General features: G+C 69.9%; 25 protein-coding genes. 13 read left to right on the top strand and 12 right to left on the bottom strand.

Translation table 11 applies throughout. The annotated features are described in order from the left end of the window. Positions 1 to 166: 166 nt before the first annotated feature. From bpln_RS30305 to bpln_RS30290, 4 genes are all read right to left on the bottom strand, one after another. Complete coding sequence (locus bpln_RS30305; RefSeq protein WP_055140881.1) at positions 167 to 1,183, bottom strand: aldo/keto reductase; 1,017 nt, start codon at positions 1,181 to 1,183, stop codon at positions 167 to 169. A 53-nt stretch (positions 1,184 to 1,236) separates the two neighbouring features. After that, positions 1,237 to 2,184 carry an ABC transporter substrate-binding protein gene (locus tag bpln_RS30300; protein ID WP_042628798.1) on the bottom strand — a complete coding sequence of 316 codons (948 nt, stop codon included), beginning with the start codon at positions 2,182 to 2,184 and terminating at the stop codon, positions 1,237 to 1,239. A 69-nt stretch (positions 2,185 to 2,253) separates the two neighbouring features. Beyond that, complete coding sequence (locus bpln_RS30295) at positions 2,254 to 3,285, bottom strand: ABC transporter permease (protein ID WP_042628797.1); 1,032 nt, start codon at positions 3,283 to 3,285, stop codon at positions 2,254 to 2,256. Then, positions 3,278 to 4,828, bottom strand: a complete 1,551-nt coding sequence (locus tag bpln_RS30290; RefSeq protein ID WP_042628796.1) for a sugar ABC transporter ATP-binding protein — start codon at positions 4,826 to 4,828, stop codon at positions 3,278 to 3,280. The genes bpln_RS30295 and bpln_RS30290 overlap by 8 nt, the downstream gene beginning before the upstream one ends. A gap of 233 nt (positions 4,829 to 5,061) precedes the next feature. On the opposite strand from bpln_RS30290, the gene bpln_RS30285 reads away from it, so the two are divergent. Continuing rightward, positions 5,062 to 5,772, top strand: coding sequence for a FadR/GntR family transcriptional regulator (locus bpln_RS30285; protein ID WP_055140880.1), 711 nt, complete (start codon positions 5,062 to 5,064; stop codon positions 5,770 to 5,772). 69 nt (positions 5,773 to 5,841) lie between these two features. Here bpln_RS30285 and otsA read toward each other — a convergent pair whose 3' ends face one another. After that, positions 5,842 to 7,260 (bottom strand): alpha,alpha-trehalose-phosphate synthase (UDP-forming), encoded by a 1,419-nt coding sequence (gene otsA, locus bpln_RS30280; protein ID WP_042628794.1) that lies wholly within the window; start codon positions 7,258 to 7,260, stop codon positions 5,842 to 5,844. A gap of 597 nt (positions 7,261 to 7,857) precedes the next feature. Between otsA and bpln_RS30275 the strand changes: the two genes are divergently transcribed. Then, positions 7,858 to 8,289 (top strand): Hsp20/alpha crystallin family protein, encoded by a 432-nt coding sequence (locus bpln_RS30275; RefSeq protein WP_042628793.1) that lies wholly within the window; start codon positions 7,858 to 7,860, stop codon positions 8,287 to 8,289. A gap of 35 nt (positions 8,290 to 8,324) precedes the next feature. Then, positions 8,325 to 8,738 (top strand): Hsp20/alpha crystallin family protein, encoded by a 414-nt coding sequence (locus bpln_RS30270; protein ID WP_042628792.1) that lies wholly within the window; start codon positions 8,325 to 8,327, stop codon positions 8,736 to 8,738. A 103-nt stretch (positions 8,739 to 8,841) separates the two neighbouring features. Here bpln_RS30270 and bpln_RS30265 read toward each other — a convergent pair whose 3' ends face one another. Continuing rightward, positions 8,842 to 9,729: a LysR family transcriptional regulator gene (locus bpln_RS30265; RefSeq protein WP_042629611.1), complete on the bottom strand. Its 888-nt coding sequence runs from the start codon at positions 9,727 to 9,729 to the stop codon at positions 8,842 to 8,844. Between the two features lie 124 nt (positions 9,730 to 9,853). On the opposite strand from bpln_RS30265, the gene bpln_RS30260 reads away from it, so the two are divergent. From bpln_RS30260 to argE, 7 genes are all read left to right on the top strand, one after another. Continuing rightward, positions 9,854 to 10,702, top strand: a complete 849-nt coding sequence (locus bpln_RS30260; protein ID WP_055140879.1) for a transporter substrate-binding domain-containing protein — start codon at positions 9,854 to 9,856, stop codon at positions 10,700 to 10,702. A gap of 13 nt (positions 10,703 to 10,715) precedes the next feature. Next, on the top strand, positions 10,716 to 11,399 hold the full coding sequence (locus tag bpln_RS30255) for an amino acid ABC transporter permease (RefSeq protein ID WP_042628790.1): 684 nt from the start codon (positions 10,716 to 10,718) through the stop codon (positions 11,397 to 11,399). Next, entirely contained in the window at positions 11,389 to 12,066 is a 678-nt protein-coding gene (locus tag bpln_RS30250) for an amino acid ABC transporter permease (protein ID WP_042628789.1), read from the top strand. The genes bpln_RS30255 and bpln_RS30250 overlap by 11 nt, the downstream gene beginning before the upstream one ends. 64 nt (positions 12,067 to 12,130) lie before the next feature. Further along, positions 12,131 to 13,096, top strand: coding sequence for an agmatinase (locus bpln_RS30245; protein WP_042628788.1), 966 nt, complete (start codon positions 12,131 to 12,133; stop codon positions 13,094 to 13,096). Between the two features lie 14 nt (positions 13,097 to 13,110). Next, positions 13,111 to 13,839, top strand: a complete 729-nt coding sequence (locus tag bpln_RS30240; protein WP_042628787.1) for an amino acid ABC transporter ATP-binding protein — start codon at positions 13,111 to 13,113, stop codon at positions 13,837 to 13,839. A gap of 75 nt (positions 13,840 to 13,914) precedes the next feature. Continuing rightward, positions 13,915 to 14,322 carry a RidA family protein gene (locus tag bpln_RS30235; protein ID WP_042628786.1) on the top strand — a complete coding sequence of 136 codons (408 nt, stop codon included), beginning with the start codon at positions 13,915 to 13,917 and terminating at the stop codon, positions 14,320 to 14,322. A 16-nt stretch (positions 14,323 to 14,338) separates the two neighbouring features. Beyond that, positions 14,339 to 15,502: an acetylornithine deacetylase gene (argE, locus tag bpln_RS30230; RefSeq protein WP_055140878.1), complete on the top strand. Its 1,164-nt coding sequence runs from the start codon at positions 14,339 to 14,341 to the stop codon at positions 15,500 to 15,502. A gap of 111 nt (positions 15,503 to 15,613) precedes the next feature. Here the strand turns inward: argE and bpln_RS30225 are convergent, their stop codons facing one another. Further along, on the bottom strand, positions 15,614 to 16,996 hold the full coding sequence (locus tag bpln_RS30225) for a DHA2 family efflux MFS transporter permease subunit (RefSeq protein ID WP_042628784.1): 1,383 nt from the start codon (positions 16,994 to 16,996) through the stop codon (positions 15,614 to 15,616). 649 nt (positions 16,997 to 17,645) lie between these two features. Here bpln_RS30225 and bpln_RS30220 point away from each other — a divergent pair. After that, the gene (locus tag bpln_RS30220; RefSeq protein ID WP_123863832.1) at positions 17,646 to 18,029 is read left to right on the top strand and encodes a hypothetical protein; all 384 of its coding nucleotides are present in this window, start codon (positions 17,646 to 17,648) and stop codon (positions 18,027 to 18,029) included. Here bpln_RS30220 and bpln_RS30215 read toward each other — a convergent pair whose 3' ends face one another. The 3 genes from bpln_RS30215 to madL form a co-directional block, all read right to left on the bottom strand. Continuing rightward, positions 18,030 to 18,596, bottom strand: coding sequence for a hypothetical protein (locus bpln_RS30215; protein ID WP_055140877.1), 567 nt, complete (start codon positions 18,594 to 18,596; stop codon positions 18,030 to 18,032). It lies immediately after the preceding gene. Between the two features lie 191 nt (positions 18,597 to 18,787). Beyond that, a complete protein-coding gene (gene madM / locus bpln_RS30210) occupies positions 18,788 to 19,555 on the bottom strand; it encodes a malonate transporter subunit MadM (protein WP_042628782.1) in 768 nt (255 codons plus the stop codon). A gap of 12 nt (positions 19,556 to 19,567) precedes the next feature. After that, positions 19,568 to 19,951 carry a malonate transporter subunit MadL gene (madL, locus tag bpln_RS30205; RefSeq protein ID WP_042628781.1) on the bottom strand — a complete coding sequence of 128 codons (384 nt, stop codon included), beginning with the start codon at positions 19,949 to 19,951 and terminating at the stop codon, positions 19,568 to 19,570. 302 nt (positions 19,952 to 20,253) lie between these two features. Here madL and bpln_RS30200 point away from each other — a divergent pair, with 302 nt between their 5' ends. Then, positions 20,254 to 21,156, top strand: coding sequence for a LysR family transcriptional regulator (locus bpln_RS30200; protein WP_055140876.1), 903 nt, complete (start codon positions 20,254 to 20,256; stop codon positions 21,154 to 21,156). 128 nt (positions 21,157 to 21,284) lie between these two features. Then, a complete protein-coding gene (locus tag bpln_RS30195; RefSeq protein WP_055140875.1) occupies positions 21,285 to 22,541 on the top strand; it encodes an MFS transporter in 1,257 nt (418 codons plus the stop codon). A 116-nt stretch (positions 22,542 to 22,657) separates the two neighbouring features. Here bpln_RS30195 and bpln_RS30190 read toward each other — a convergent pair whose 3' ends face one another. Then, a complete protein-coding gene (locus bpln_RS30190; RefSeq protein ID WP_042628778.1) occupies positions 22,658 to 23,299 on the bottom strand; it encodes a DUF1109 domain-containing protein in 642 nt (213 codons plus the stop codon). Beyond that, positions 23,296 to 23,868, bottom strand: coding sequence for a sigma-70 family RNA polymerase sigma factor (locus bpln_RS30185; protein WP_042628777.1), 573 nt, complete (start codon positions 23,866 to 23,868; stop codon positions 23,296 to 23,298). The genes bpln_RS30190 and bpln_RS30185 overlap by 4 nt, the downstream gene beginning before the upstream one ends. Between the last annotated feature and the right edge of the window lie 466 nt (positions 23,869 to 24,334).

The raw sequence follows: 24,334 nt of genomic DNA, 5'->3' as shown, positions 1-24,334 counted from the left end.
CCCGTGGAAACGACACGCCCGGCCGCCGCGCCGGTCCGGTCGAGAGCGGCATCGTGGCCGAAGGCACGCCCGCCGTGTTTCTCGCAGGCGGCCGGCCCGTCGGCGCAGCCGTTGCGGCGGTCGGCCAGCTTCCGCCGATCGTGGCGGTGAGCGTCGACGCCCGGCATCATGTCGCGCTCCGCGGCACCGGCGCGGCATCGTCGATCAGCGCCTCGCGCCGGAGCGCGTCCCACAGTGCGTCGGGAATGTCGCGTTCGAGCCAGGCGATGTTCTGCTGCAACTGCGCCACGCTGCGCGCGCCGGTCACGCACGACACCACCGCCGGATGCGCGAACGGGAACTGCAGCGCCGCGGCCGGCAGCGGGACCGCGAAGCGCTCGCAGGCGGCCGCGAGCCGCGCCACTTTGTCGACGACGTCGGCGGGCGCGTCGGCATAGTTGAATTTGCCGTTGCCGGCGAGCACGCCGGAGTTGAACACGCCGCCGACGACGAGGCCCGTGCGCGTCCGAACGCAGCGGTCGAGCAGCGGCGCGAGCGCCGTCTGTTCGAGCAGCGTGTAGCGGCCGGCCAGCAGGATCACGTCGAGCGCCGTCTCGTCCAGGGCGTCGGCGGCCACTTCCCACTCGTTGACGCCGAGGCCGACGGCGCCGATCTCGCCGGCCGCGCGCAGCGCCTCGAGCGCACGGAATCCGCCGCCCTTGGTCAGGCTGTGCCAGTGGTGCGCGTGGCGCTCGCCGTGCGTCATGCGGCCGATGTCGTGGACGTACAGCACGTCGATCCTCGCCAGGCCGAGCCGCTGCCGGCTGTCGTCGTGGGAGCGCAGGATGCCGTCGTAGCTGTAGTCGAAGACGGGGCGGAACGGCAGCGGCGCGGCCCAGCCGTCGTCGCCGGGCCGCACGCCCGGGTCCGGCCGCATCAGGCGGCCCACCTTGGTGCTCAAGATGAACGCGTCGCGCGGGCGTGCCGCGAGCGCGCGCCCCGCGCGGTGCTCCGACAGCGTGTAGCCGTAGAACGGCGCGGAATCGAAGTAGCGCAGGCCGGCGGCCCAGGCCGCATCCATCAGCGCCTCGGCCTCGGTGTCCGGCATGGCCTCGTAGAGGCCGCCCAGCTGCGAGCAGCCGAGGCCGAGGACCGTCAGCGGCAGTCCGTTGCGGGGCAGGGCGCGGATATCGTGAGCGTTCATGATGCGGGCGGGAAAATGACGAACCGGCGTTGAGCGGGGCGGCGGGCGCGGCCTCAATAGAGGACGTCTTTCGCTTCCTTCGAATCGAGGTTCTGCTTGTCGATCATGACGACTCCGGTATCGACGAACTTCGCCACCGGCTTGCGTTCGATGACGCCGACGACGGTCTGGATGCCCCGGTTGCCCATCTGCCACGAGCCCTGCACGGCGATCGCCTGGAGCGTGCCGTCGCGCACGAAGCCCTGCAGGTCCTCGTTGCCGTCGAAGCCGATGGCGATGATCTTGCCCGCCTTGCCGGCCTGCTTGAGCGCGCGGCCCATGCCCACCGCGGTCGGCTCGTTCGCGCCGAATATGCCCTTCAGGTCGGCGTTCGCCGACAGCACGTCGGTCGTCTGGTTCAGTGCCGTCGCCATTTGCGACTGCGAGTAGTACGGGCCGACGATCTGCAGCTTCGAGTGCGCCGCGATGTATTTGCGGAAGCCGCCCACGCGGCCCACTTCCGAGCCGGCGCCGGGCACGTAGGACATGACGGCGATCTTGCCGGTCTGGCCCACGCGGTCGATCAGCGCCTTGGCGCACAGTTCGCCGGCCTTCTCGTTGTCGGTCGACAGGAACGACTGGTAGTACGGCTTGCCCGACGCCGAGACCGGCGAATCGATCAGCACCACCGGGATATGCGCTTCCCATGCCTTCTTGATGGCGGGCACCAGCGCGTCGGGATCGGACGCGGCCAGCACGATGCCGGCCACATGCCGGTTGACGGCGTTTTCCACCATGTTCACCTCGTCGGCGATGTTCGATTCGGCCGCCGGCCCCTGGAACGTCATCGTGTAGCCCGGCGCGCCGTCGAGCGCCGCCTTCGCGCCCTTCTGCACGTTTTGCCAGTAGTTCGAATTGACCGTCTTGACGATCACGGCGATCTCGCCGCCCGCCGCCACCGCGCCGGTACTGAATGCCGCGCACGCCATCGCCGCTACCGCCAGCAGGGAAAGTTTCCGCATGTCTCGCTCCTGTCTCGTGTTATTGGACTGCCTGTGGGAAATGCACTTCGGGAAATGCGCCTCGCGGGATTACCGCTTCCGGTTGCGCAACTGGTCGATCCAGACCGTGCCCAGGATCACGACGCCGATGATGATCTGCTGGATGAAGCTCGACACGCCGTTCATGTTCAGGCCGTTGCGCAGCACGCCGATCACGAACGATCCGATCGCGGTGCCCGAGATCGTGCCGACGCCGCCCATCAGCGAGGTGCCGCCGATCACCGAGCTGGCGATCGCGTCGAGTTCGTACATGACGCCTTCGTTGGGCTGCCCGGTCACGAGACGCGACATCAGGATGCAGCCCGTCACGCCGGCCATCGCGCCGGAGAGCACGTAGGTGAACAGCGTCACGCCGCGCACGTCGACGCCGGACAGCCGCGCCGCCTCCGCGTTCGAGCCGACCGCGTAGATGTGGCGCCCGAGCGAGGTCTTCGACAGCAGCACGGACACGCCCACGAATAGCACGATCATCACGACCACCGGATAGGGAATGCCGGGGAAGGTGACGTCGGGAAACCCGTCGGGGCCGATTCGCGAGATGCGAAACAGGGCGCCGTTGCCAAGCGTGCCGAACGCGTCGCCGAGATCCGAGACGGGGCGCGCGCCGGTGATCTGCAGCGCGAGGCCGCGCGCCACCAGCATCATGCCGAGCGTGGCGATGAAGGGCGGCAGGCCCATGCGCGTCACGCAGATGCCGTTGACGATGCCGCACAGCGCGCCCACCAGGATCCCGCACAGCATCGCGGCCGGCACCGGCACGCCGGACTTGGCGAGCAGCGCGGCCGAGACGCCGGCCAGCGCCAGCACCGACCCGACCGACAGGTCGATGCCGCCGGCGATGATCACGCAGGTGGCCGCGACCCCGAGATAGGCGATCGAGGTCACCTGCAGGCAGACGGTCATCAGGTTGTCGACCGAGAAGAACGCCGGACTGGCGAGCGAAAACGCGATCACGAGCGCGACCAGGCTGCCCAGCGCCGCGAACTTCTGGATGAGGTCGCGGCGCCGCTGATGGGCGGCCTGCCTGGCGACGTGGGTCGGATCGGATGTGATGTCAAGCATGGGTGCGCCCCGAAGCGTAGTGCATGATTTCCTCCTGGCTGGTGTGCGGCGTGTCGAGCACCGCCGTCACGCGGCCCTCGTGAAAGACGGCGATGCGGTCGGTCATCCCGAGCAGCTCGGGCAACTCCGAGCTGATCAGCACGACGCCCACGCCTTGCGCGGCGAGCCGGTCCATCAGGCCGTAGATGGCGAACTTCGCGCCGACGTCGATCCCGCGCGTGGGCTCGTCGAAAAACAGGATCCGCGAGCCGCGATAGAGCCACTTGCCGATCACGACCTTCTGCTGGTTGCCGCCCGACAGGTTGCGCACGATCTGGTCGACCGAAGGCGTGCGGATCGCCAGGTCCTTCACGTAGCGCTGCGCGACGCGCTGCTCCTCGCGGAACCGCAGGAAGCCGGCGCGCGTCGAGATCGCCCGCACGTTGGTGAGCGTGAGATTGGCGGCCACCGGCATCGTCAGCGCGAGGCCCTCCTTCTTGCGGTCCTCCGACAGGTAGGCGAGGCCATGCCGGATCGCTTCGCGGGGCGAGCGGATCCTCACCGGCTCGCCGTGCAGCGCGATCGTGCCGCCGTCGAGCCGGTCGGCGCCGAAGATCGCGCGCGCCACCTCGGTGCGGCCCGCGCCCATCAGCCCGGCGAAGCCGAGAATCTCGCCGCGGCGCAGGTCGAACGACACCGGGCCGAACACGCCGTCGCGATGCAGGTCCCGCACGCTCAGCAGCACCTCGCCGGTGGGCACCGACTCGCGCGCCGGATAGGCCTCGTCGAGCGAGCGGCCGACCATGCGCGCCACGATGTCGTTGACGCCGAGGGCCGCGAAGTCGTCGGTCGAGATGTGGCGGCCGTCGCGCAGCACCGTCACGCGATCGACGATGTGCGCCATTTCATCGAGCCGGTGCGAGATGTAGAGCATCGCCACGCCCTCGGCGCGCAGTTCCCTGATGATGCGGAACAGCTGGGCGGTTTCCGATTCGGTCAGCGACGACGTCGGCTCGTCCATGATGAGCAGCCGGGCATCGAGCGAGAGCGCCTTCGCGATCTCGACCATCTGCTGCTGCGCGATCGACAGCGTCCCGACCAGCGTCGACGGCGGCACCTTCAGGCCGATCCGCGCGAGGCAGCGGGCGGCGTCGGCCTTGAGCCGGCGCGTGTCGACGAACGGGCCGCGCTTGGGCTCGCGGCCCAGGTACAGGTTCTCCGCCACGCTCAGGTGCGGCACCAGATTCAGTTCCTGGTGAATGATCGCGATGCCGGCCGCCTGCGCCGCCGAACTCGAGCCGAACTGCACCGGCTCGCCGCGGTAGCGGATCACGCCGCTGTCCGGGCGGTACTGGCCGCTGATGATTTTCATCAGCGTCGACTTGCCCGCCCCGTTCTCGCCGCAGACGGCATGCACCTCGCCGCAGCGCACGCCGAACGTGATGCCGTCGAGCGCCACCACGCCGGGGAAGCGCTTGCCGATGCCTTCCAGGCCAAGAATCTCCCCCGTCGGGGGCCTGGCGGGGGCCGCCGCCGAGCCGGGCAGGCTGCTGGGAATGCTCATCGTGTCTCCTTCAAGGTGGCCGGCCTGGCTTCGCGCTGGTCAGTCCAATTGCGGCAGATTAGACCGTATCGGGGTAGTTTGGTCAAGCCAGTGCTAATATTTATGATGGGCCTGACCAATGGGAGAAACCCTTATGCCGGGCGGAAAGGCCCGTCAGTAGCGACTTGCGCGGCATGCTAGACTTGCCCGGCCGCGCGTCCCGCGTGGTGTCCTCCGCTCGCCGACCCCTCAACATGAAAGCAACCGAGCCCAAGCGGCTTTACCAATCCATCGCCGCCCAGATCCTGACGCTGATTCGCCAGGGCGATTTCCCGCCCGGCGAGCGCCTGCCGCCGGAGCGCGAACTGGCGGTGAAGCTCGGCGTCTCGCGTCCGTCCCTGCGCGAGGCGCTGATCGCGCTCGAGATCGGCGGCAACGTGGAGATCCGGGTCGGGTCGGGGGTGTATGTGCGCGAGGCGGGCGTCGGCGACGAAGCCGCCGTCGCGTCGCTGGGCGACAGCCCGTCGGAACTGATGCAGGCGCGCGCGGCCATCGAGGGCAGCGTCGCGGTGCTGGCCGCCGCGCGCATGACGGCGGCGACGGCGGACCGCCTGCGTCGCTCGATCGAGCGGATGCATCGGCTGGCCGCCGCCGGCAAGTCACCGCTCGAGGCGGACCGGCAGTTCCATATGCTGATCGCGGAGGCCGCCGGCAACGCCGTGCTGAGCCGCTTCGTCGCCGAACTGTTCGACAGCCGCCACGATCCGATCGCGGCCGCGCTGCGGGGGCATGTTGAAAACCCGCTGACCTGGACCGCCGCCGCGCGCGAGCACGAGGAGATCCTGCGGGCGCTGCAGGCGGGCGATCCGATCGCCGCGCAAACGGCGATGCGCACGCATCTTCGGGCTTCCGAGGGACGCTGGACGGAAGGAGAGATGGCCGCGCAGAGTCGGGCGGCCGACTAGGAAACGCCGGGAAACGCGGCGCGGTGCTCCGCGGGCGGAGGCCCGCGTGCCGCCGTCGGCACCGCGGAATCAGGCGGTCGAATCCGCCAGTTCCAGCCCGCAGCGCGCTCGCGGGATTGCCGGTTCGTCGAGCGCGTCGAGGAAGCCGCGGCTCCACCAATGCACGTCGTGCTTGCGGATCTGCCCGAGCAGCGCCGTGTGGCGCCGCACGCGCTCGTCGAGCGGCATCGTCAGCGCGGCGTGGATGGCGCGCGCGGTGCCCTGGATGTCGTAGGGGTTCACGAGCAGCGCGTCGGTCAGCTGCTCGGCGGCGCCGGCGAAGCGCGACAGCACCAGCACGCCCGGGTCCTTCGCGTCCTGCGCGGCGATGAACTCCTTGGCCACCAGGTTCATGCCGTCGCGCAGCGGCGTGACGAGCGCGACGCGGCTCGCGCGGTAGAGGCCCGGCAGCGAGGTGCGATCGAGGCTGCGGTGGATGTAGCGCACCGGCATCCAGTCCAGCTCGCCGTAGTCGCCGTTCACGGAGCCGCACAGCGAATCCATTTCCTGACGCAAGCGGCCGTAGGCGTCCACGTCCTCGCGACTCGGCGCGGCGATCTGGATCAGCGTCGCGTGTTTGCGCAGGTCCGGAAACGTCTCGAGCATCGTCCGGAAGGCGCGAACGCGCTGCGGCAGCCCCTTCGAATAGTCGAGCCGGTCCACGCCGAGCAGCAGCTTGCGGCGCGAATACTCGTCGCGCATCTGCTCGTAGACGTTCAGGCCGTCATCGTCGGTGGCCATCTGCGAGAAGCCGTCCACGTCGATGCCGATCGGGAACGCGCCGACGCGGATCGTGCGGTCGAACGCGCGCAGTCGCTCGCCGTCGATCAGCTGCGCATCGGCCTCGGCCTCGGCGTAGCGTACGAAGTGCGTGACGTCGGTATGCGCCTGGAAGCCGACCAGGTCGTAGGCGAACAGCGAGCGCATCAGCCATTCGTGTTCGGGGATCGCGGCCATGATCTGCGGCGGCGGCACGGGGATGTGCAGGAAGAAGCCGATCCGGTTGCGGCAGCCTTGCGCGCGCAGCTCGGTGGCGAGCGGGATCAGGTGATAGTCGTGGACCCACAGCACGTCGTCGGGCTGCAGCAGCGGGATCAGCTTCTGCGCGAACAGGCGGTTCACGCGGCGGTAGCCGTCGCTGAACTGCACGTCGAAGTTCGCGAGGTCGAGCCGGTAGTGGAACACCGGCCACAGTACGTTGTTCGAGTAGCCGAGGTAGAACGCGTCGTAGTCGCGCTGCGACATGTCGATGGTCGCGAGCTGCATGTTGCCCACTTCGCGCGTCTGCACTTCCTGGGTTGCCGGGTCGGCTTCGGTGAGCTTGCCGCTCCAGCCGAACCAGATGCCGCCGCGCTGCTGCAGACTCTCGTTCAGCGCGACGGCCAGGCCGCCCGGCACGGGGCTGTCCGGATCATAAGTGCGATTCGATACCACGACGAGACGGCTCATGACGGGCTCCTGCTATTCGTTGGGATTCCTGTTGTTTGTGGTGAAGAGCGCCGATATCCGGCACGACCGGCAGCCGGCGGCGACGCTGCCGGACGCACGGTGTCGTCGCGGGCCCGGCGATGCGCCGCGCCCGCGAACGGTTGCGGGAGCGGGACGGCCAGCTGCGTCGATGGGCAGCCGCGGGTGGGCAGCCGCGTGTGTGTGGCCGTGCATGGATCTGGCGGCACTCGAGATGAAGGCGGCCCGTTCGTGGTTCAAGAGGTCGGCGGCCGGCCGGAATGTAACGGAATGTATCGCGTTGCCCCATGCGGCTGACACGACGCACCCCCGCGGTCGGGCGCGGTGTCCGATGCCGCAGGCGTGCTCCCCCCGGCCGGACGCGAGGGTCGAGGGAGGCGAAAAAAAACGCTTCGCGGGCAGCACGCCGGCCCTTGAAATTTTCATTCGTTGCGCTATTTTTAGCATCGCTCAGGCAGTCGCGATTCGCGCTGCGTGTTTCGATTTGTTTGTTGATGGGGTTTCCCCACGAACGGACGAACTGGAGCGCGTGGTTCCATTCGCCGTTCGTGAAGCGCCCCGATTTTCAAGGAGCCAATCATGAGCGACTTCTTCTTCAGTACCGACCTGTTGGGCGAGTTCGATCGCCTGCACCGGCAGATGTCCCGGCTGGCGGGCTTTCCCGCCAGCCTGCGTGCCACGCGCAGCGAGAGCTTCCCCCCTCTCAACATCGGCGACACCGACGACAGCGTCGAGATCGTCGCGTTCGTACCCGGCCTCGAACCGTCTTCGATCGACGTCACGGTAGACAAGCGGCTACTCATCATCAGCGGCGAGCGCAAGGCGCCCGAACGCGAGGCCGGCGCGCGCGTGTATGCGCGCGAGCGCTTCATGGGCGCCTTCCGGCGCGTCGTCGAGCTGCCGCAGCATGCCGATCCCGACCGCGTCAACGCGCGTTACGAGAACGGATGCCTGATGATCAGCATCGGACGTTCCGAGGCGTCGAAGCCGCGGGCCGTCACGGTGCAATGACGTTTCCACGACCTTTCTTCGAACAGGAGCCCATCATGAGCGCAAACAGTGAAATGATCGCGCGCCGGACGCCTTCCTCCCAGGTTGACCACGAAGGCGCGGAAGGCGCGGAGCATGTCGAGCGCACCTTGCCGGCGGTCGACGTGGTCGAGGACAGTCACGGCGTCACGCTGTATGCCGACCTGCCGGGGGTGCCGCGGGACAAGCTCGATATCCGCGTGGCCGACGGCAGCCTCAGCATCGAGGCGGAGGCGGTGATTCCGGTGCCTTCCGGGCTGCGTCTGCGACACGGTGAAATACGTCATCCGCGTTTCTCGCGCGTGTTCACGTTGAGCCAGGATCTCGACACCTCGCGCATCGACGCGCAACTGCGCGACGGCGTCCTGACGCTGAGCATTCCTCGTCGTGAAGAGGCGCAGCCGCGGCGCATCGAAATCCGGGTCGCCTGAGCGATTCGCGACACGCGGCCCGCCCCGTAGCAGGCATCCCGGGGTACCGCGAACGACCGGCGGGCCGTCCGTCGCGGCGGCCCGCCGGTCGCGCGCGGAGGCCTCAACCCGGATGCGCCTCGCGCAGCAGGTTCAGGAACGCCTCGACGCTGCGCGTGACGGGCCGCGCTTCCTCGATGATCGCGCAGAACGACACCGAATAGGCCGGTGAATCGGGCAGTACCTCGAAGCCGTAACGCGGCCCGAGCCGCGCCACCAGATGCTCGGGCAGCAGTCCGACGTAATGGCCGGTGGCCACCATCATCGCCACGGCTTCCAGCCCGACCACCTCCGGCCCCTGCTCGAAACCCTGCAACGACAGCGCGTCCTCCACGAACGGATGCGCGCGATAGACGAGCGGCAGCGCGCGTGCATCGTCGTGCAGGTGGATCTCGCCCGCGGCGGCCGGGTGATAGAACACGCGATGGGTCTCGGTGAACAGCGGGAAGTGGCGGAACCCGCCCACCCGCTTGTAGGCGCCGCGAATCGCCACCTGCACGCGCCGCTCGACCAGCGCGGCGCTGAGGTCGCGATAGGTCATCACCGACAGCGACGGCCGCACCAGCGGCGCGATCCGGTGCAATTCGGCGAGCGCCTGCGGCACGCGGCAGCCGTCATGCGTCATCACGTGCTCGGACATGCCGAGCTGCAGCGGCCCCGACAGCACGCCGCGCACCGCGTCCACCTCGGGCTTGATGCGCTCGAGCGCCTCCAGCGCCTCGGAGGCGACGCGCAGCGCCACCTCGCCGCCCTCGGTCAATTGAAAGCCGCCCGGCCCGCGCTCGCAGAGCTTGAGGCCGAGGCGCGCCTCCACCTCGTTGATGTGGCGGCTGATCGATGCCTTGGACATGGCCAGCGCGCGCTCGGCGGCGGCGAATCCGCTCGCCTGCGCCGCCGCGCAGAACACGCGCAGCGAGCGCAGGTCGCGCTCGTCCAGGTCCATTTTCTTCATCGTCGCGAGCCGCCAAAAGGTTCCGGTTTCCGAGACCATAGCAATAAAAAAATAGTTTTCCAAAACAATTTGACCTGCCTACATTGGTCCTTACCGACCCCCCTCGATACCAGGACCGCCCCCGATGAACACCCTCGACCGCCGCCATTTCCTCGCCCTCGCGGGCGGTGCCGCCGCCGCGCTGGCCATGCCCACGCTCTCGTTCGCCGAGGGCGGCACGCTGGCCGACATCCGCAGGCGTGGCGTGCTGACCGTCGGCACCGAAGCCGCCTACGAGCCGTTCGAATTCGTCGAGAACGGCCAGGTCACCGGCTACGGCCGCGACATTCTCCTGTACATGGCGGGCAAGCTCGGCGTGAAGCTGAACCAGATGAACCTGCCGTTCCAGGGGCTGCTGCCGGGCCTGATGACGCACAAGTTCGACTTCGTGGCCACCAGCGTGGGCATCAACGCCGAGCGCGCCAAGCGCTTCGCGTTCTCGCAGCCGGTGGGCGTGGTCGACACGGTGCTGGTGGTGCGTGCCGGCGACACGGCGATCCACCAGCCCGGCGACGCGGGCGGCAAGGTGGTGGGCACGCAGATGGGGTCGTCCTCGCAGCCGATCGCGCAGGCGTTCGACACGCAGCTGAAGGCGAAGGGCGCCGGCTACGCCGACATCAAGCTGTTCCAGGCCTACCCGGACGTGATGGTGGCGCTGTCGAACAAGACGCTCGACATCGGCATCATGCCGTCGAACATCGTCGCGGTGCTGATGAAGAAGGAGCCGGGCCAGTTCCGCGTGATCGGCAAGATCGGCGAGCCGAAGGTGCTCGCGTGGGTGGCCAATCCGCAGGACAAGGAGATCCGCGACTTCATCAACGCCTCGCTGACCGAGCTGGAAAAAAGCGGCCAGCTCGCGCAGATGCAGAAGAAGTGGTTCGGCTACACCATGAACCTGCCCACCTCCGGCTACCTGCCGGAAGGCGCCGTCTGAGGCCGCGCCGATCATGCCGTCCGCTGCGCTGATCGATACCGCCGCGCTCGCGCCGTTCCTGCACGACGTGGCGGCCGGCGCGGCCACCACGCTCGCGGCGAGCGTGGCCGCGTTCGCGCTCGGCCTCGTGCTCGGCGCGCTGCTGTTGCTGCTGCGCCGGCACGGCGGGCGCGTGGCGGCGGCCGCCGTGATCGGCTACGTGAGCGTGATTCGCGGCGTGCCGGCGCTGATCCAGATGCTGGTGGCGTACTACGTGCTGCCCGCGCTGCTCGACATCACGCTCTCGCCGCTGCAGGCGGGCATCCTCGCGCTGACGCTGAACACCGCCGCCTACATCTCGGAGATCCTGCGCGGCGCGCTGCATTCGCTGGGCCGCGGGCAGATCCCGGCGGCGCATGCGCTCGGCATGTCGCCGGTGCAGGTCTGGCGCCACGTCGTGTTCCCGCAGCTGTTCATGCGCTCGGTGCCGCCGCTGACGAGCGAATTCACGATGCTGCTGAAGGCCTCGTCGCTGATGTCGATCATCGCCGTCCACGATCTCGCCACCGTGGCGCGCGACGCGACGCTGCAGACCAACCAGCCGCTCGAGGTGTTCACGGCCACGGCCGCCGTCTATTTCGTGATCCTGCTGCTCGTCTCGTCGGCCTCGCGCGGCGTCGAGCGCCGCCTTGCCCGGATGTTGCCCCATGTCCATTGATTTCTCGATCGTCACCGCCGCCGTGCCGCCGCTGCTCGAGGGGCTGAAGGTGACCGCGCAGGTCTGCGTGCTCGGCATTCCGCTCGGCATCGTGGCGGGCACGGTGGCCGCCTACTGCCGCACGCTGCCCGGCGGCGCGTGGCTGTTCCGGCTGCTGCGCGCCGGCTCGCTCGCCTACGTCGAGGTGGTGCGCAACGTGCCGTTCCTGATCCTCGTCTACCTCAGCTTCTTCGGCCTGCCGAAGCTCGGCCTGATGGTGCCGGCCTTCGCGATCGGCGTGGCGGCCACCGCGTTCTACACCGGCGGCTACTTCTGCGAGATCCTGCGCGCCGCGCTCGCGAGCCTCGCGCACGGCCAGCTGCAGGCGGCGCGCTCGCTCGGGCTGAGCGCGCTGCAGGTGCAGCGCCACGTGGTGCTGCCGCAGATCGTCGGCTTTCTCGCGCCGGCCACCACCAGCCTCACGATCATGATGTTCAAGGACTCGTCGATCTTCTCGGTGATGAGCCTGGCCGAGCTGACCTACCAGAGCAACCTGCTGACCGCCGACACCTTCGCCTACGTCGAGGTGCTCGGCACCACCGCCTTCATCTACTGGTCGTGCAGCGTGCTGCTCGACGTCGCCGGACAGTGGGCCGAGCGCGTGGCCACGCGCTACCGCCGCGCCTGATCCGGCATTCACCGAAGCGCCCGAGCGCCAACCGACATCCATTGCATAAAGAGGATTCCTGATCATGAACCCGCCCCTGACCGTCGCACCGCGCACCGGCCACAAGACGCTGCTGTACGCGCAACTCGCGCTGGACCTGGACCGCCTGGAGGCCGACATCGCCGTGCTCGGCATGCCGTATGGCGCCGCCTATTCGGCGGCCGACTTCACCAACGACCAGACCAACGCGCCCACCGCGATCCGCCAGGCCACCGACCGCGTGGTGCGCTCGCCCGGCCATTACGATTTCGACATCGACGGCCCGCTGCTGCAGGAGCGCGACGACATCCGCTTCGTCGATTGCGGCGACGTGATCGCCGATCTGGCGGCGCCGGGCAGCCACTACGAGCGCGTCGAAGCGGCCGTGCGCAAGATCCTCGCGGCCGGCGCGCTGCCGATCGTGATGGGCGGCGACCACGGCATCACCACCCCGGTGCTGCGCGCGTTCGATTCGCTCGCGCCGATCACGCTGGTCCATGTCGATGCGCACCTTGACTGGCGCGACGAGGTGAACGGCGTGCGCGAGGGGCTGTCGAGCCCGATCCGCCGCGCCTCCGAGATGAAGCACGTGGCGAGGATCGTGCAGATCGGCTTGCGCGCGCAGGGCAGCGCGCGGCCCGAGGAGCTGCGCGCGGCGCGCGCCTACGGCTCGGAACTCGTCACCGCCTACGAGCTGCACGACGTCGGCATGGACGCCGTGCTCGAGCGGATTCCCGACGGCGGCAACTACTACCTGACGATCGACGCGGACGGGCTCGACCCGTCGGTGATGCCGGGCGTGGCCGGCCCCGCGCCGGGCGGCGTGACCTTCGTGCAGGCGCGCAAGCTGATCCACGGGCTCGTCAGGAAGGGCCGCGTGGTGGGCATGGACATCGTCGAGATCCAGCCCGAGAAGGACGTCAACCAGATCTCGTGCATCACGGCGGGCCGGCTGATCCTGAACCTGATCGGCAGCGCGATCCGCGCCGGCTATTTCGACTCGCGCGACTGAAGGCGAGGCTCGCGATGATCGAGATCCGGCAGGTCAGCAAGCGCTACGGCGCGTTCCAGGTGCTCGACGACTGCTCCACCCGCGTCGAGGCCGGACAGGTGGTGGTGGTGTGCGGGCCGTCCGGCTCCGGCAAGAGCACGCTGATCAAGTGCGTGAACGGGCTGGAGCCGTTCCAGTCCGGCCGGATCATGGTGGACGGCGTGTCGGTGGGCGCCGCCTCGACGCGGCTCGCCGCGCTGCGCGCGAAGGTCGGCATGGTGTTCCAGCATTTCGAGCTGTTTGCGCACCTGAGCGTGCTCGACAACCTCGCGATGCCGCAGGTCAAGGTGCTGGGCCGGCCGCGCGACGCGGCGCGCGAGCGAGCCCTCGCGCTGCTCGACCGGGTCGGGCTGAAGGCGCACGCCGGCAAGTATCCGGCCGGCCTGTCGGGCGGCCAGCAGCAGCGCGTGGCGATCGTGCGCGCGCTGGCGATGGACCCGCGCGCGATGCTGTTCGACGAGCCCACCTCGGCGCTCGACCCCGAAATGGTCAACGAGGTGCTCGACGTGATGGTCGACCTGGCCCGCGACGGCATGACGATGATGGTTGTCACGCACGAGATGGGCTTCGCGCGGCGCGTGGCCGACCGCGTGATCTTCATGGAGCGCGGCGCGATCGTCGAGGACGCCGACGCCGCGCGCTTCTTCGACGGGCCGCAGTCGGCGCGCGCGCGGCAGTTTCTTTCGCGGATACTCACGCATTGACGCGTGCGCCCCGGTCCGCCCTTTCGCAACCCGGGTCCGTGCCGGACCCGCCCAGACCCGCAAGGCAAGCCAACCATGGAACATACCCGCATCCGCCCGTTCAACACGCGCGACACCTATCCCGAGCAGGCGCTCGACAACGATCTCGCGCAGGCCGTGGTGGCCGGCAGGATGGTGTTCCTGCGCGGCCAGATCGGCCAGGACCTCGACACCTCGGAGTCGGTCGGCGTCGGCGACGCGGCGGCCCAGGCCGAGCGCGCGATGGCCAACGTCAAGATGCTGCTGGAGGAAGCCGGCAGCAAGCTCGAGGACATCTGCAAGGTCACCATCTACCTGACCGACGTGCGCTACCGGGAGGCCGTCTATCGCGTGATCGGGCGCTGGCTGAAGGGCGTCCACGCGGTGTCCACGGGGTTGACCGTGACGGCGCTGGCGCGCCCGGAGTGGCTGGTCGAGGTGGACGTGATCGCGGTCAAGCCCTGAACCGGAGCCCGACACCATGAACGACGCCGTCAGCCTGCTCGCGACGCTGGTCGGGTTTTGCACCCTGAGCCGCCAGCCGAATCTCGACCTGATCGGGTTCGTCGAATCGTACCTGCGCGGGTTCGGCGTCGCGTCGCGGCGCGTGCCGCACGCCGACGGCACGCGCGCCAACCTCTACGCCACCATCGGGCCGCGCGGGCGCGGCGGCATCTGCCTGTCCGGCCACGCCGACGTGGTGCCGGTGGCGGGCCAGCCGTGGAGCACCGATCCGTTCGTGCTGACCGGGCGCAACGGGCGCCTGTACGGGCGCGGCACCTCGGACATGAAGGGCTTCCTCGCCTGCGTGCTGGCGGCGGTGCCGGCGTTCGTGGCCGAGCCGCTGGCGCTGCCGGTCCACATCGCCATCAGCTACGACGAGGAGATCGGCTGCGTGGGCGTGCGCGACCTGCTCGACGAGCTGGCGGTGGACGCGGCGCGGCCGATCGGCTGCATCGTCGGCGAGCCGACGCAGATGCGGCTCGCGTCGGCGCACAAGGGCAAGCGCGCCTATCGCTGCTGCGTGCGCGGGCTCGCGGGCCACTCGGCGCAGCCGCAGCTCGGCGTCAACGCGATCGAATACGCGGCGGAACTGGTTACCGCGCTGCGCGGCAGCGCGCGTGCCATGCAGGCCGACGGCACCCGCGACGCGCGCTTCGATCCGCCGTGGACCACGGTGCAGACCGGCACCATCGAGGGCGGCGTGGCCGTGAACGTGGTGCCCGACCGCTGCACGTTCGACTTCGAGATCCGCGAGTTGGCGGGCGCGGACGGCGAGCGCATCGTCGAGGCGTTCACCGGCTTCGCGAACGGCACGCTGCTGCCCGAGATGCGCCGCGTGTCGGCCGACGCGGCGATCGAGCTGGAGGCGCTGTCGGCCTATCCGGGACTGCGCGACGACGCCACGTCGCTCGCGCTGAAGTCGCTCTGCGCCGACCTGCTCGGCGACGATCGCGAGGAGGTCACGCTGTCGTTCGGCACCGAGGGCGGACTGTTCCAGGCGACCGGAATTCCGGCCGTGGTGTGCGGGCCGGGCGCGATCTCGCGCGCGCATCGCGCCGACGAATACGTGACGGCCGACGAACTCGGCGAATGCCTGCGCTTTCTCGAGCGGCTCGCCGGATACTGCCGGCAGCCGCGCTGAGGCGGACGGCGGCGCGCGCTTCGGCCGTCGCCTCGATGGTTCCTTGCCGCGCGCGCCGCTGCGCCGCGAGGTCGACCTTGATCCGGCTTCCGTGCCGCCTCGGGTGCCGCCTCAGGTGCCGCGCGTGCCGGCCACGGCCGGCTTCAGGTCGAGCCTGCCGAACACGAACGTGGACGCGAGCGTGATCGCGCCCATCAGCAGGAAGCTCATCTGGATCCCGAACAACTCGCCGTTCGCGCGATGGCCGGCCAGCAGGCTCGCGAAGCCGCCGCCCACCGACACGCCCAGGCTGGTCGCGAGCATCTGCACCATCGAGAACAGGCCGTTGCCGCTGCTCGCGTCGCGATGCGAGAGATCCTTCAGCGTGACGCTGTTCATCGCCGCGAACTGCATCGAGGTGGCCGCGCCGAACGCGCCCAGCAGCAGCACGTCGAGCGCGAGCGGCGTGTGCGGCGAGAGCGTGGCGAAGCCGAGGATCGACGCGCCGACGATCAGCGTGTTGACGCGCAGGAACGACACGTAGCCGAAGCGGCGCACGAGCGGCGCGATCCAGCGCTTGGAGACCGCGCCGGCCACCGCGGCGGGCAGCATCACCAGCCCCGCGTGCAGCGGCGAATAGCCGAAGCCGAGCTGCATCTGCAGCGGCAGCAGGAACGGCACGGCGCTGGTGCCGATCCGGCACGTCAGGTTGCCCACCAGGCCGGTGCCGAAGTTGCGCTCGGCGAACAGGCCGAGCCGGAACAGCGGCTGCGCGCGGCGCCGGGCATGCGCGAGGTAGCCGGACACCGCGCACACCGCGGCGAGCGTGGCCGCGACGATCCAGGCGGCGCGCGCCGTGCGCGCCGGCATGTCGAGCGCGAGCGAGCTGGCCAGCATCGCGAGCGAGAGCAGCGTGCAGCCGACCAGGTCGAACGGCCGCCGCTCGTCGAGCCGGTCCGATGGCAGGTAGCGCCGCACCGCCAGCAGGCCGAGCGCGCCGATCGGCACGTTGACGAAGAAGATCCACCGCCACGACAGCGATTGCGCGAACCAGCCGCCGAGCGTCGGCCCGATGATCGGCCCGACCTGGCCCGCCACCGAGATGAACGCGAGCGCCGTCACGTAGCCCTCGCCGGGCACGCTGCGCAGCACGGCGAGGCGCCCGACCGGCAGCAGCATCGAGCCGCCCACGCCCTGCACGATGCGCGCGATCACCAGTTGCTGCGACGTCTGCGAACCCGCGCAGGCGAGCGAGCCGATCGCGAACACGAGGATCGCGGCGAAGTAGACCGAGCGCGTGCCGTAGCGGTCGGCGAGCCAGCCGGAGGCGGGCGTGAGGATCGCCATGGTCAGCACGTAGGCCACCACGATCGAGCGCATCGACAGCGTGTCCTCGCCGAACGCGCGCGCGATCGACGGCAGCGCCGTGTTGACGATGGTCGTGTCGAGCGCCTGCATGAAGAAGCCGGCGGCCACGATCCAGAGCAGCGCCGATTGGGAGGAAGACCGCGTCATGGTTGGAATCGAAAGACCTTCGTAATGGCGTCGGGAACATGGCGCGCGTTGCATACGGGCCTGCGCCGATCCGGCGATGCGGGTGGCGGCAACCTCGTCCGTTCGCGGTCGGCATGCCCGGTTTCGAATTGGAACATGTTCGGTGGGCTGCCGTCGATGCGCGCATGAGCCGGCGCGGCGTGCGGAGGCGATCGAACGGCCGGCGCGCCGGTCACGGCATGCGCCGGCAGCCGTCTCGCGCCGCTTCGATGCGGGCCGTCCGGCGGGCCGCGGCCGCGATCGCGCGATGGGGGGCGAAAGCGGCGGCGGCCAGGACCGCCGGAATGGTTGTAATCGCAACGGTCCACCCGCGATGCGCGCGGCGCGGCGCGGCAGCGCCGTGCCGGTGCCGCCGCGCCGCATCGTCTGGCCGGTTCACCGGACGCGCGCATCGTATCGGGTTCCGGCCAAATCGGTAATTCCGTCGAAGTCATCGGACTGATTTACCGGAATTCGGGAAATAAATACCTGAAAAAATTACTCGCGGGTGACGTCCGAATAACGGATATTTACACCTCATTACATTCGTATACAATGCTGTCGCCAGTCAAACGGGTGATTTGAAAGCCTCACCGCGAACGCGTTTCAATAAACTTAAAGGAAAAGAACGATGAGAAAGATTCTTGCGATCGCAGTATTCGCTCTCCTGTCGGCATGCCAGAACATGGACGGGCTCGGGATCGGCGGAAACGAGAAATTCGATCCGGCCTGGATCAAGCAGCACGTCGTGATTGGCAAAACCACGCAGCACGATATTTATTCGATGTATGGCGAGCCCGATAGCAAGAGTACCGATGCCAACAACTCCGACACCTGGGTCTATGAAAAGAATCAATCGGGAAACAATCTGCTGTCGATGGCTTCCGGCATGATTCCCGGCATGTCCACGGTCAATCAGGCCAAGAACGTGGCGGACGTTCACGACAAGAAAGGTTATGGGAACGGGCTGTTTTTCTGGTTTAAAAACGGAACGCTGACCAATTGGCACAATTGATCACGCCGACCCGCCGCTCGGCGGGTGAGCCGCGCCGCTCGAGGCATCGCCGCACGCCCGTCTGACAGCCGGCGTGCCACGGGATATCGGCTCTCCCGTGACGCGCGTCGGCCTCACGCCGGGCAGCCCGCCTTCCCTTGCCCGCCGTTTCCGGCGGTCGCCCTCGGGGGGCGCCGGCGGCGCCGCCCGGATCGCACGCCAGGCATCGAGGTAGCGATCGATCGTCAGTGTCGCCAGTTGCGCGTCGTGCAGCGCGAGGAGCAGGCCGATCGCATCGCGCTGCATGGCGTCGAGGCGATAAGGCGCGCCGCGCAGAAACGCCCCTTCGAGAGCCTGCTCCGCGCGCCGGCACAGCAGCGCGAGCGAGGGCGTCGACGCCACGTCCCGCAGCTGCCATGCGAGCCGGATCACGTTGGCGAGTACGGCGAGCGGCGCCGGATCGCGGCAGTCGGCGCGCAGCCGCGCGAACGCCAGATGGTGTTTCAACTGCAGGTCGCGGCGCTCGTGCTCGGGCAGCGGCGGCGACGGGCGCGAAGCGGAATGACGGGGGACGGGCGGAGCGGACATCGGCGACAGGGGCGATAAGGGAAAGCGGGAGCGTTACGATCGAGCCTGGCGGTGCGGGCGACGCGACCGGCGGAATGCCGGCCGATCACGCCCGAGCACGCGGGCGGCACGCGAGCCGGGCGCCGGCAAGGCAGCGCGGCGACGATGGCGGCGCCGTCGACGGCCCCGCCGTGCGGTCCACGCCGCCGTGCTCACCCGCCCACGATCGCCCGCGTCGCGAAGTACAGCACCGACGGCCCGAGCAGGCAGCCCACGCCGGTATGGAACGTCGAGATCAGCGCGCCGTAGGGCACCAGGCGCCGGTCGGTGGCGGCGAGGCCCGCCGTCACGCCGCTGACGGTGCCGGCCAGCCCGCCGAAGATCATCGCCGAGCGCGGCGTGCGCAGGCCGAGGAAGCCGGCCGCGAGCGGCGTGCCGACCATCACGATGATGGCCTTCACGAGTCCGGTGGCGATGCTCAGCGCGATCACGTCGGAACTCGCGCCGATCGCGGCGCCCGTCACCGGGCCGACGATGTAGGTCACCGCGCCGGCGCCGATCGTCGTCATGCTGACGGCGTCGGTGTAGCCGAACGCGCGCGCCACCAGCGCGCCGACGATGAACGGCAGCACCGTGCCGAGCAGCAGCGACAGCACGCCGATCAGGCCGGCGCGGCGCGCCTCGGTGGCCTGCACCTCGAACGCGGTCGCGACGATCGCGAAATCGCGCAGCATCGCCCCGCCCATCACGCCGATGCCGGCGAACAGCGGGATGTCGGCGATGCCTTTCTCGCCGTGCGTGGCGACGCCGCCGACATAGGCGAGCACGAGACCGATCAGGATCGCGATCGCGGAGCCGTGGACGCGGCCGCGCGTGAGGTTGCGCGACAGCGTGGCCGACACCCACATCACGATGCCGACGAGCGCGAACGCGGCGATGAGGCCGTTGTGCGCAACGATTTTTTCGAGCATGGCAAGCATGGCGGCCTCCGCTTATTGCTCGGCCGGCACGAGTGCCGAGTCGTCGTTGCCGATGCGCGAGAGCACCGCGATGCAGCAGGCGCAGATCGCCACCGCGCCCACCGCGGCGATCAGTGCGACCGGGCCGCCCTTGAGCGCGGCCAGCACGTTCTGGTTGGCCGCCATCGCCACCACCACCGGGATGTACATCGCGCCCCAGAACGTCACGCCGGATTCGGTCTCCTTCGGCAGCCAGCCGCGCCGGTGCAGCCAGATGCGCAGCACGATCAGCAGCAGCATCGCGATGCCGACGCCGCCGACGTTGGTCTTCACGCCGATCGCGGCGCCCAGCAGGTCGCCGAGAAAGAGGCCCGCGAGATGGCAGAACGCGAGCAGGGCGGTTCCATAGATGATCATCGTTGTCTCCAGTCTTTCTGATAGGAATCGTTGGCGGCGCGAGGGCCGCCGCCCGGCGGTTCGTCGATCGGAACGCGTTCTCGGGCTGGCCGTGGTGCCGATGCTCCGGCACGGACAGTCTAGTCCGCCGCTATTCGCGCATTTATGAAGTTGTCCGGGCGATTCAGTGGGAACGGCAATGTGCGCGGATAACGGAAAGAACGGACCGCTTTCGGCCGGCCCGGCCCGGCCGCCGCGTCGGCTATGCTGATGGCCCGCCGCGCCGTGCGCGGGGTTCACGACTTGAACGACATGAGGACGCGATGGATTTGCTGGCGGCAATGCGGGTGTTCGTGCGGGTCGTCGAGCGGGGGAACCTGTCGCGCGCCGCTAAGGATCTCGGGCTCGGGCAGCCGGCGGTCAGCGACCGCATCGAGCGGCTCGAACGCCATCTCGGCGTGCGTCTGCTGCTGCGCAGCACGCGCGCCGTGTCGTGTACCGACGAGGGCGTCGCCTTTTACCAGAAGAGCAAGCTCGTGCTCGACGCCGCCGAGGAGGCGCAGGCGGCCGTGATGCCGGAGCGCGCCGCCGCGCGCGGGCGCATCCGCATCGCCGCGCCGCACGGGCTCGGCGACGCGGTGCTGCCGGGCGTGCTGGCCGTGCTGCGCGAGCGGCACCCCGACTGGCACGTCGAGCTGATCCTCAACGACGAGCCGACCGATCCGGTGACCGAGGGCGTCGATCTCTCGCTGCGCCTGGGCGCCGTCGGCAACGGGAATTTCGTGGCGCGGCGGCTCGGCCACGTGCGGCGCCTGCTGGTGGCCGCGCCCGCCTATCTGGCGGCGCGCGGCTGCCCGGACGAGCCGGCCGGTCTGGTCCGCCATCCGTTCCTGGCGGTGGCCGGGCTGTTCGCCGACGGCCAGCTGCCGCTGCGCGCGGCGGCGGGCGCGTGCGCGGCGCCGATCAACGTCGTCGCGACGGCGAGCCACTGGGGGCCGGTGCGCGAACTGCTGCTGCGCGGCGCCGGGATCGGCGTGCTGCAGGAAATCGTCTGCGCGGAGGCGCTGGCGGCGGGCCGGCTGGTGCGCCTGCTGCCCGGCTTCACGGTGCCCGGCTTCGACCTGCACGCGCTGCTGCCGGTCGCGCGACCGCTGCCGGCCAAGACGCGGATCGTCCTCGAACTGCTCGAGGCGGCGCTGCCCGCGATGGTGCGCGAGGCCGGTTGACGCGAGCCGGCTCGCGCGCATCCCGATTCATCGAATCGCGCGATGACTGACATCGGCGGACCGCGCCTACCGGGCGCGCGGGCCGGCCGCTAACGTGGGCGCTCGTTTCCACTTCGCGCGCCCCATCCATGTCCACCCTGAACCTGAAGCACCTCGGCCCCTGCCTGCTCGCGATCGCGATCGACGCGATGGGCTTCGGCCTCGTCTATCCGATCATGGCCGCGATCTTCTCCGATCCGCGCTCGGGCCTCGTGGCGGCCGCGACCAGCCCGGCGCTGCGCAACTTCGTGCTCGGGCTCGGCTACGGCATCTATCCGTTCTGCATGCTGTTCGGCTCGTCGCTGCTGGGCGAGCTGTCGGACCGCCACGGCCGCCGCAAGGTCATGCTGGCCTGCGTGCGCGGCCTCGCGCTCGCCTATCTGCTGATGGCGCTCGGCGCCTGGCTGCCGAGCCTCGCGCTGCTGCTGGCCGGGCGCGGCCTGAGCGGCCTGATGGCCGGCTGCCAGGGCATCGCGCAGGCGGCGATCGGCGACCTCGCCACGCCGCGCACCAAGGCGCGCGACATGAGCGTGATGTCGATGGCGTTCAGTGCGGGCGTGATCGTGGGGCCGGTGCTGGGCGGCATCGCGTCGGATCGCGCGCTCGCGCCGGGCCTCGGCTATGGCACGCCGTTCCTGCTGGTGGCCGTGCTCGCGGCCGCCTGCGGCGCATGGCTGAGGCGCGCGTGGCCCGACACGGCGGCGCCGCGCGGCCAGGCCCGCCTCGACTGGCTGCTGCCGCTGCGCACGCTGCGCGAGGCGGCCCGGCACCGGCGCGTGGCGATGCTGAGCGCGGTGTTCTTCCTGATGCAGGTCGGCTACGGGCTCTACCTGCAGACCATCATGCTCGTGATGCAGACGCGCTTTCACTACACGAGCGCGCGGCTCGGCCTGTTCAGCGGCCTGATCGGCGTGGCGTTCGTGTTCGGGCTCGGCGTGGTGGTGCGCTTGATGCTGCGGCGCTGGCGGGTGGTGACGATCGCGGCGGCCGGCCTGCTGGCCGCGGGCGCGGCGCAGATCCTCTCGGCGCTGCTGCCGGCCGAGCACGCGCTGTGGGCGCTCGGCATGGTGGTGGGCTGTTTCGACATGGTTGCCTATACGACCATCTACACCGCGTATTCCGACGCGGTCGAGGCCGGGCGGCAGGGCTGGGCGCTCGGCGTGGCCGGCTCGGTGATGGCGGTGGCGTGGGTCGTGACGGGCCTGCTGACGAACCTGCTGCCGCTCGTCGGCGAGACGGGGCTGCTGATGGTGGGCGGGTTGGCCTTTCTCGCCAGCTTCGCGGCGATGCTGGCTTATGCGCGCCGCTGGGTGGAGCCCGCGCCTGGCGTGGCGGCGCGGGCTTGAGCGAGGCGGGGAGCGCGGTGTGGTGTGAATCGCGGCGCCCGCCGCGGCAGTCGTGCCGCCGCGGCGGAATCAACCGATGCGCGGGCGGGGCGACGCCGCAACGCGGCCGCGCGCCATCACCAGCGCAGCACGCGCGGCCCGATAACGGCGCCCACGGCGGTCGGCGCCAGCATGCCGAGCAGATACCAGACGCCCCAGAACGGCACGCCCATCTCCGGGCAATGCAGGCAGTAGACGAGCGTCGCGACGGCGCCCGCCAGCAGGCCGCCCACGGCGCCCGCCAGCCGCAGGCGGGTGGGCGCGAGGCTGCGCAGCGCGGAAAAGGTCGCCACGAAGCCCGGCACCGACAGCAGCGCGATCAGCGACGGACAGACCTTCCAGGTCGAGCCGAGCACGAGCGCGAGCCGCTCGCCGGCCGGCGCGGCGGCCAGCACGGCCAGCGCGGCGATCCAGACCACCGCCACCGGCGCGGCGATCAGCAGGCTCGGGCGGCCGGCGCGCGCACCGGGTCGGGCGAGCCGCGCCAGCGTGGCGAGCGCGCCGATCGCGATCACGAGCGGCAGCGCGACCTTGGCCCAGAACAGCGGCGTGAGCGCGACCTCGGCGAGATCGCGGCGCACGCCGAGCAGCGCCGCCATCAGCAGCAGCGCGCCGGCCGCGCCGATCGCGAGCGCCGTCGCGAAGCGCCTGGCCGGCAAGCGCGGGTCCACGGGCGTCACGCCCGTGGCCAGCATCGATATCAGATCGTCGGTTTTCATCGTGTTCCCCGAATCTTCGCGGCCAGCGCCTTCAGGCCGCGGTGTACTCCGATCTTCACGGCCGATTCGGACAGGCCCGTCATCCGTGCCGTTTCGGCCACGGACAACCCTTCGAGCTTCACATGCACGATCGGCAGGCGCTGCCGGTCCGGCAGCGTGTCGAGCAGCTTGCCGAGATCGCGCCGGGCCTCGGACGGCTCCAGCTCCGACGCCGCGATCCACTCCGACTCGTCGTCGAAGCTTTCGTTCAGCGCGTCCTGCCTCGACCAGGCGCGGAAATAGTCGATCAGCTTGTAGCGCGCGATCGCGTGGATCCAGGCCGTCAGCGGCTCGCCGGCGCGATACGTGTGCCGCTTGTCGTGGACCGCGAGCAGGATTTCCTGCACCAGATCCTCGACGTCGGCGGGCCGGCTCGCGAGCCGGCGCCGCACGAAGCCGCGCAGGTGCGCCGACAGGGCGCTCAGGAAGCGCCGGTAGGCGGCCTCGTCGCCGTCGAGGCCCGCCAGCAGCCATTGCCGCAGCGCCTGCTCGGCCTGTTGTCGAGCGCCGCCATCTTGAGTTCGCTCCATGCGTCGTCCGGGTTACAGGAGATCGAAAAAACTTTCGGCGAATGCCGCGGCGCGGGTTCGCGGGGCCGGGCGTCGTGTGACTTGTGTCGTGTGCGGTGCGTGCCGCCGGCTGCTCGCCTGCACGGGGCGCGGCCTGCCGCCGGTGCGGGGCCGGCACGAGACGGATTGTATCCCGGCCGCGCGGGCCGGAACGAAGGCCGGAACGAAGGCGGGAATGAAGGCGGGAATGAAGGCGGAGGCGTCGCTCAGGGAGCCGAAGCGGAATGCCGCCGCATTGCATCGGTGTCTTCGCACGATTTCGCGCGCGGGCGTGCCGAGCGAGTTCGACACAAAGCAAGGCGGGGTTAGGGAAAGGACGAAGGCGGCGCGGGGCGAGCGGGAGTTGGCGAGCGATCCCGGCCGACGCCGCTGCGCCGGCCGGCCATCGCCCCGAGCCAGAGAATGACGGGCGGCGCGTGTCTTCAGG

Origin of the sequence: Burkholderia plantarii, assembly GCF_001411805.1 — a bacterium.
GTDB classification, from domain to species: Bacteria; Pseudomonadota; Gammaproteobacteria; order Burkholderiales; family Burkholderiaceae; genus Burkholderia; species Burkholderia plantarii.
Note: the sequence above shows the minus strand (reverse complement) of the source record. Positions and strands in the feature narration are given on the sequence as shown.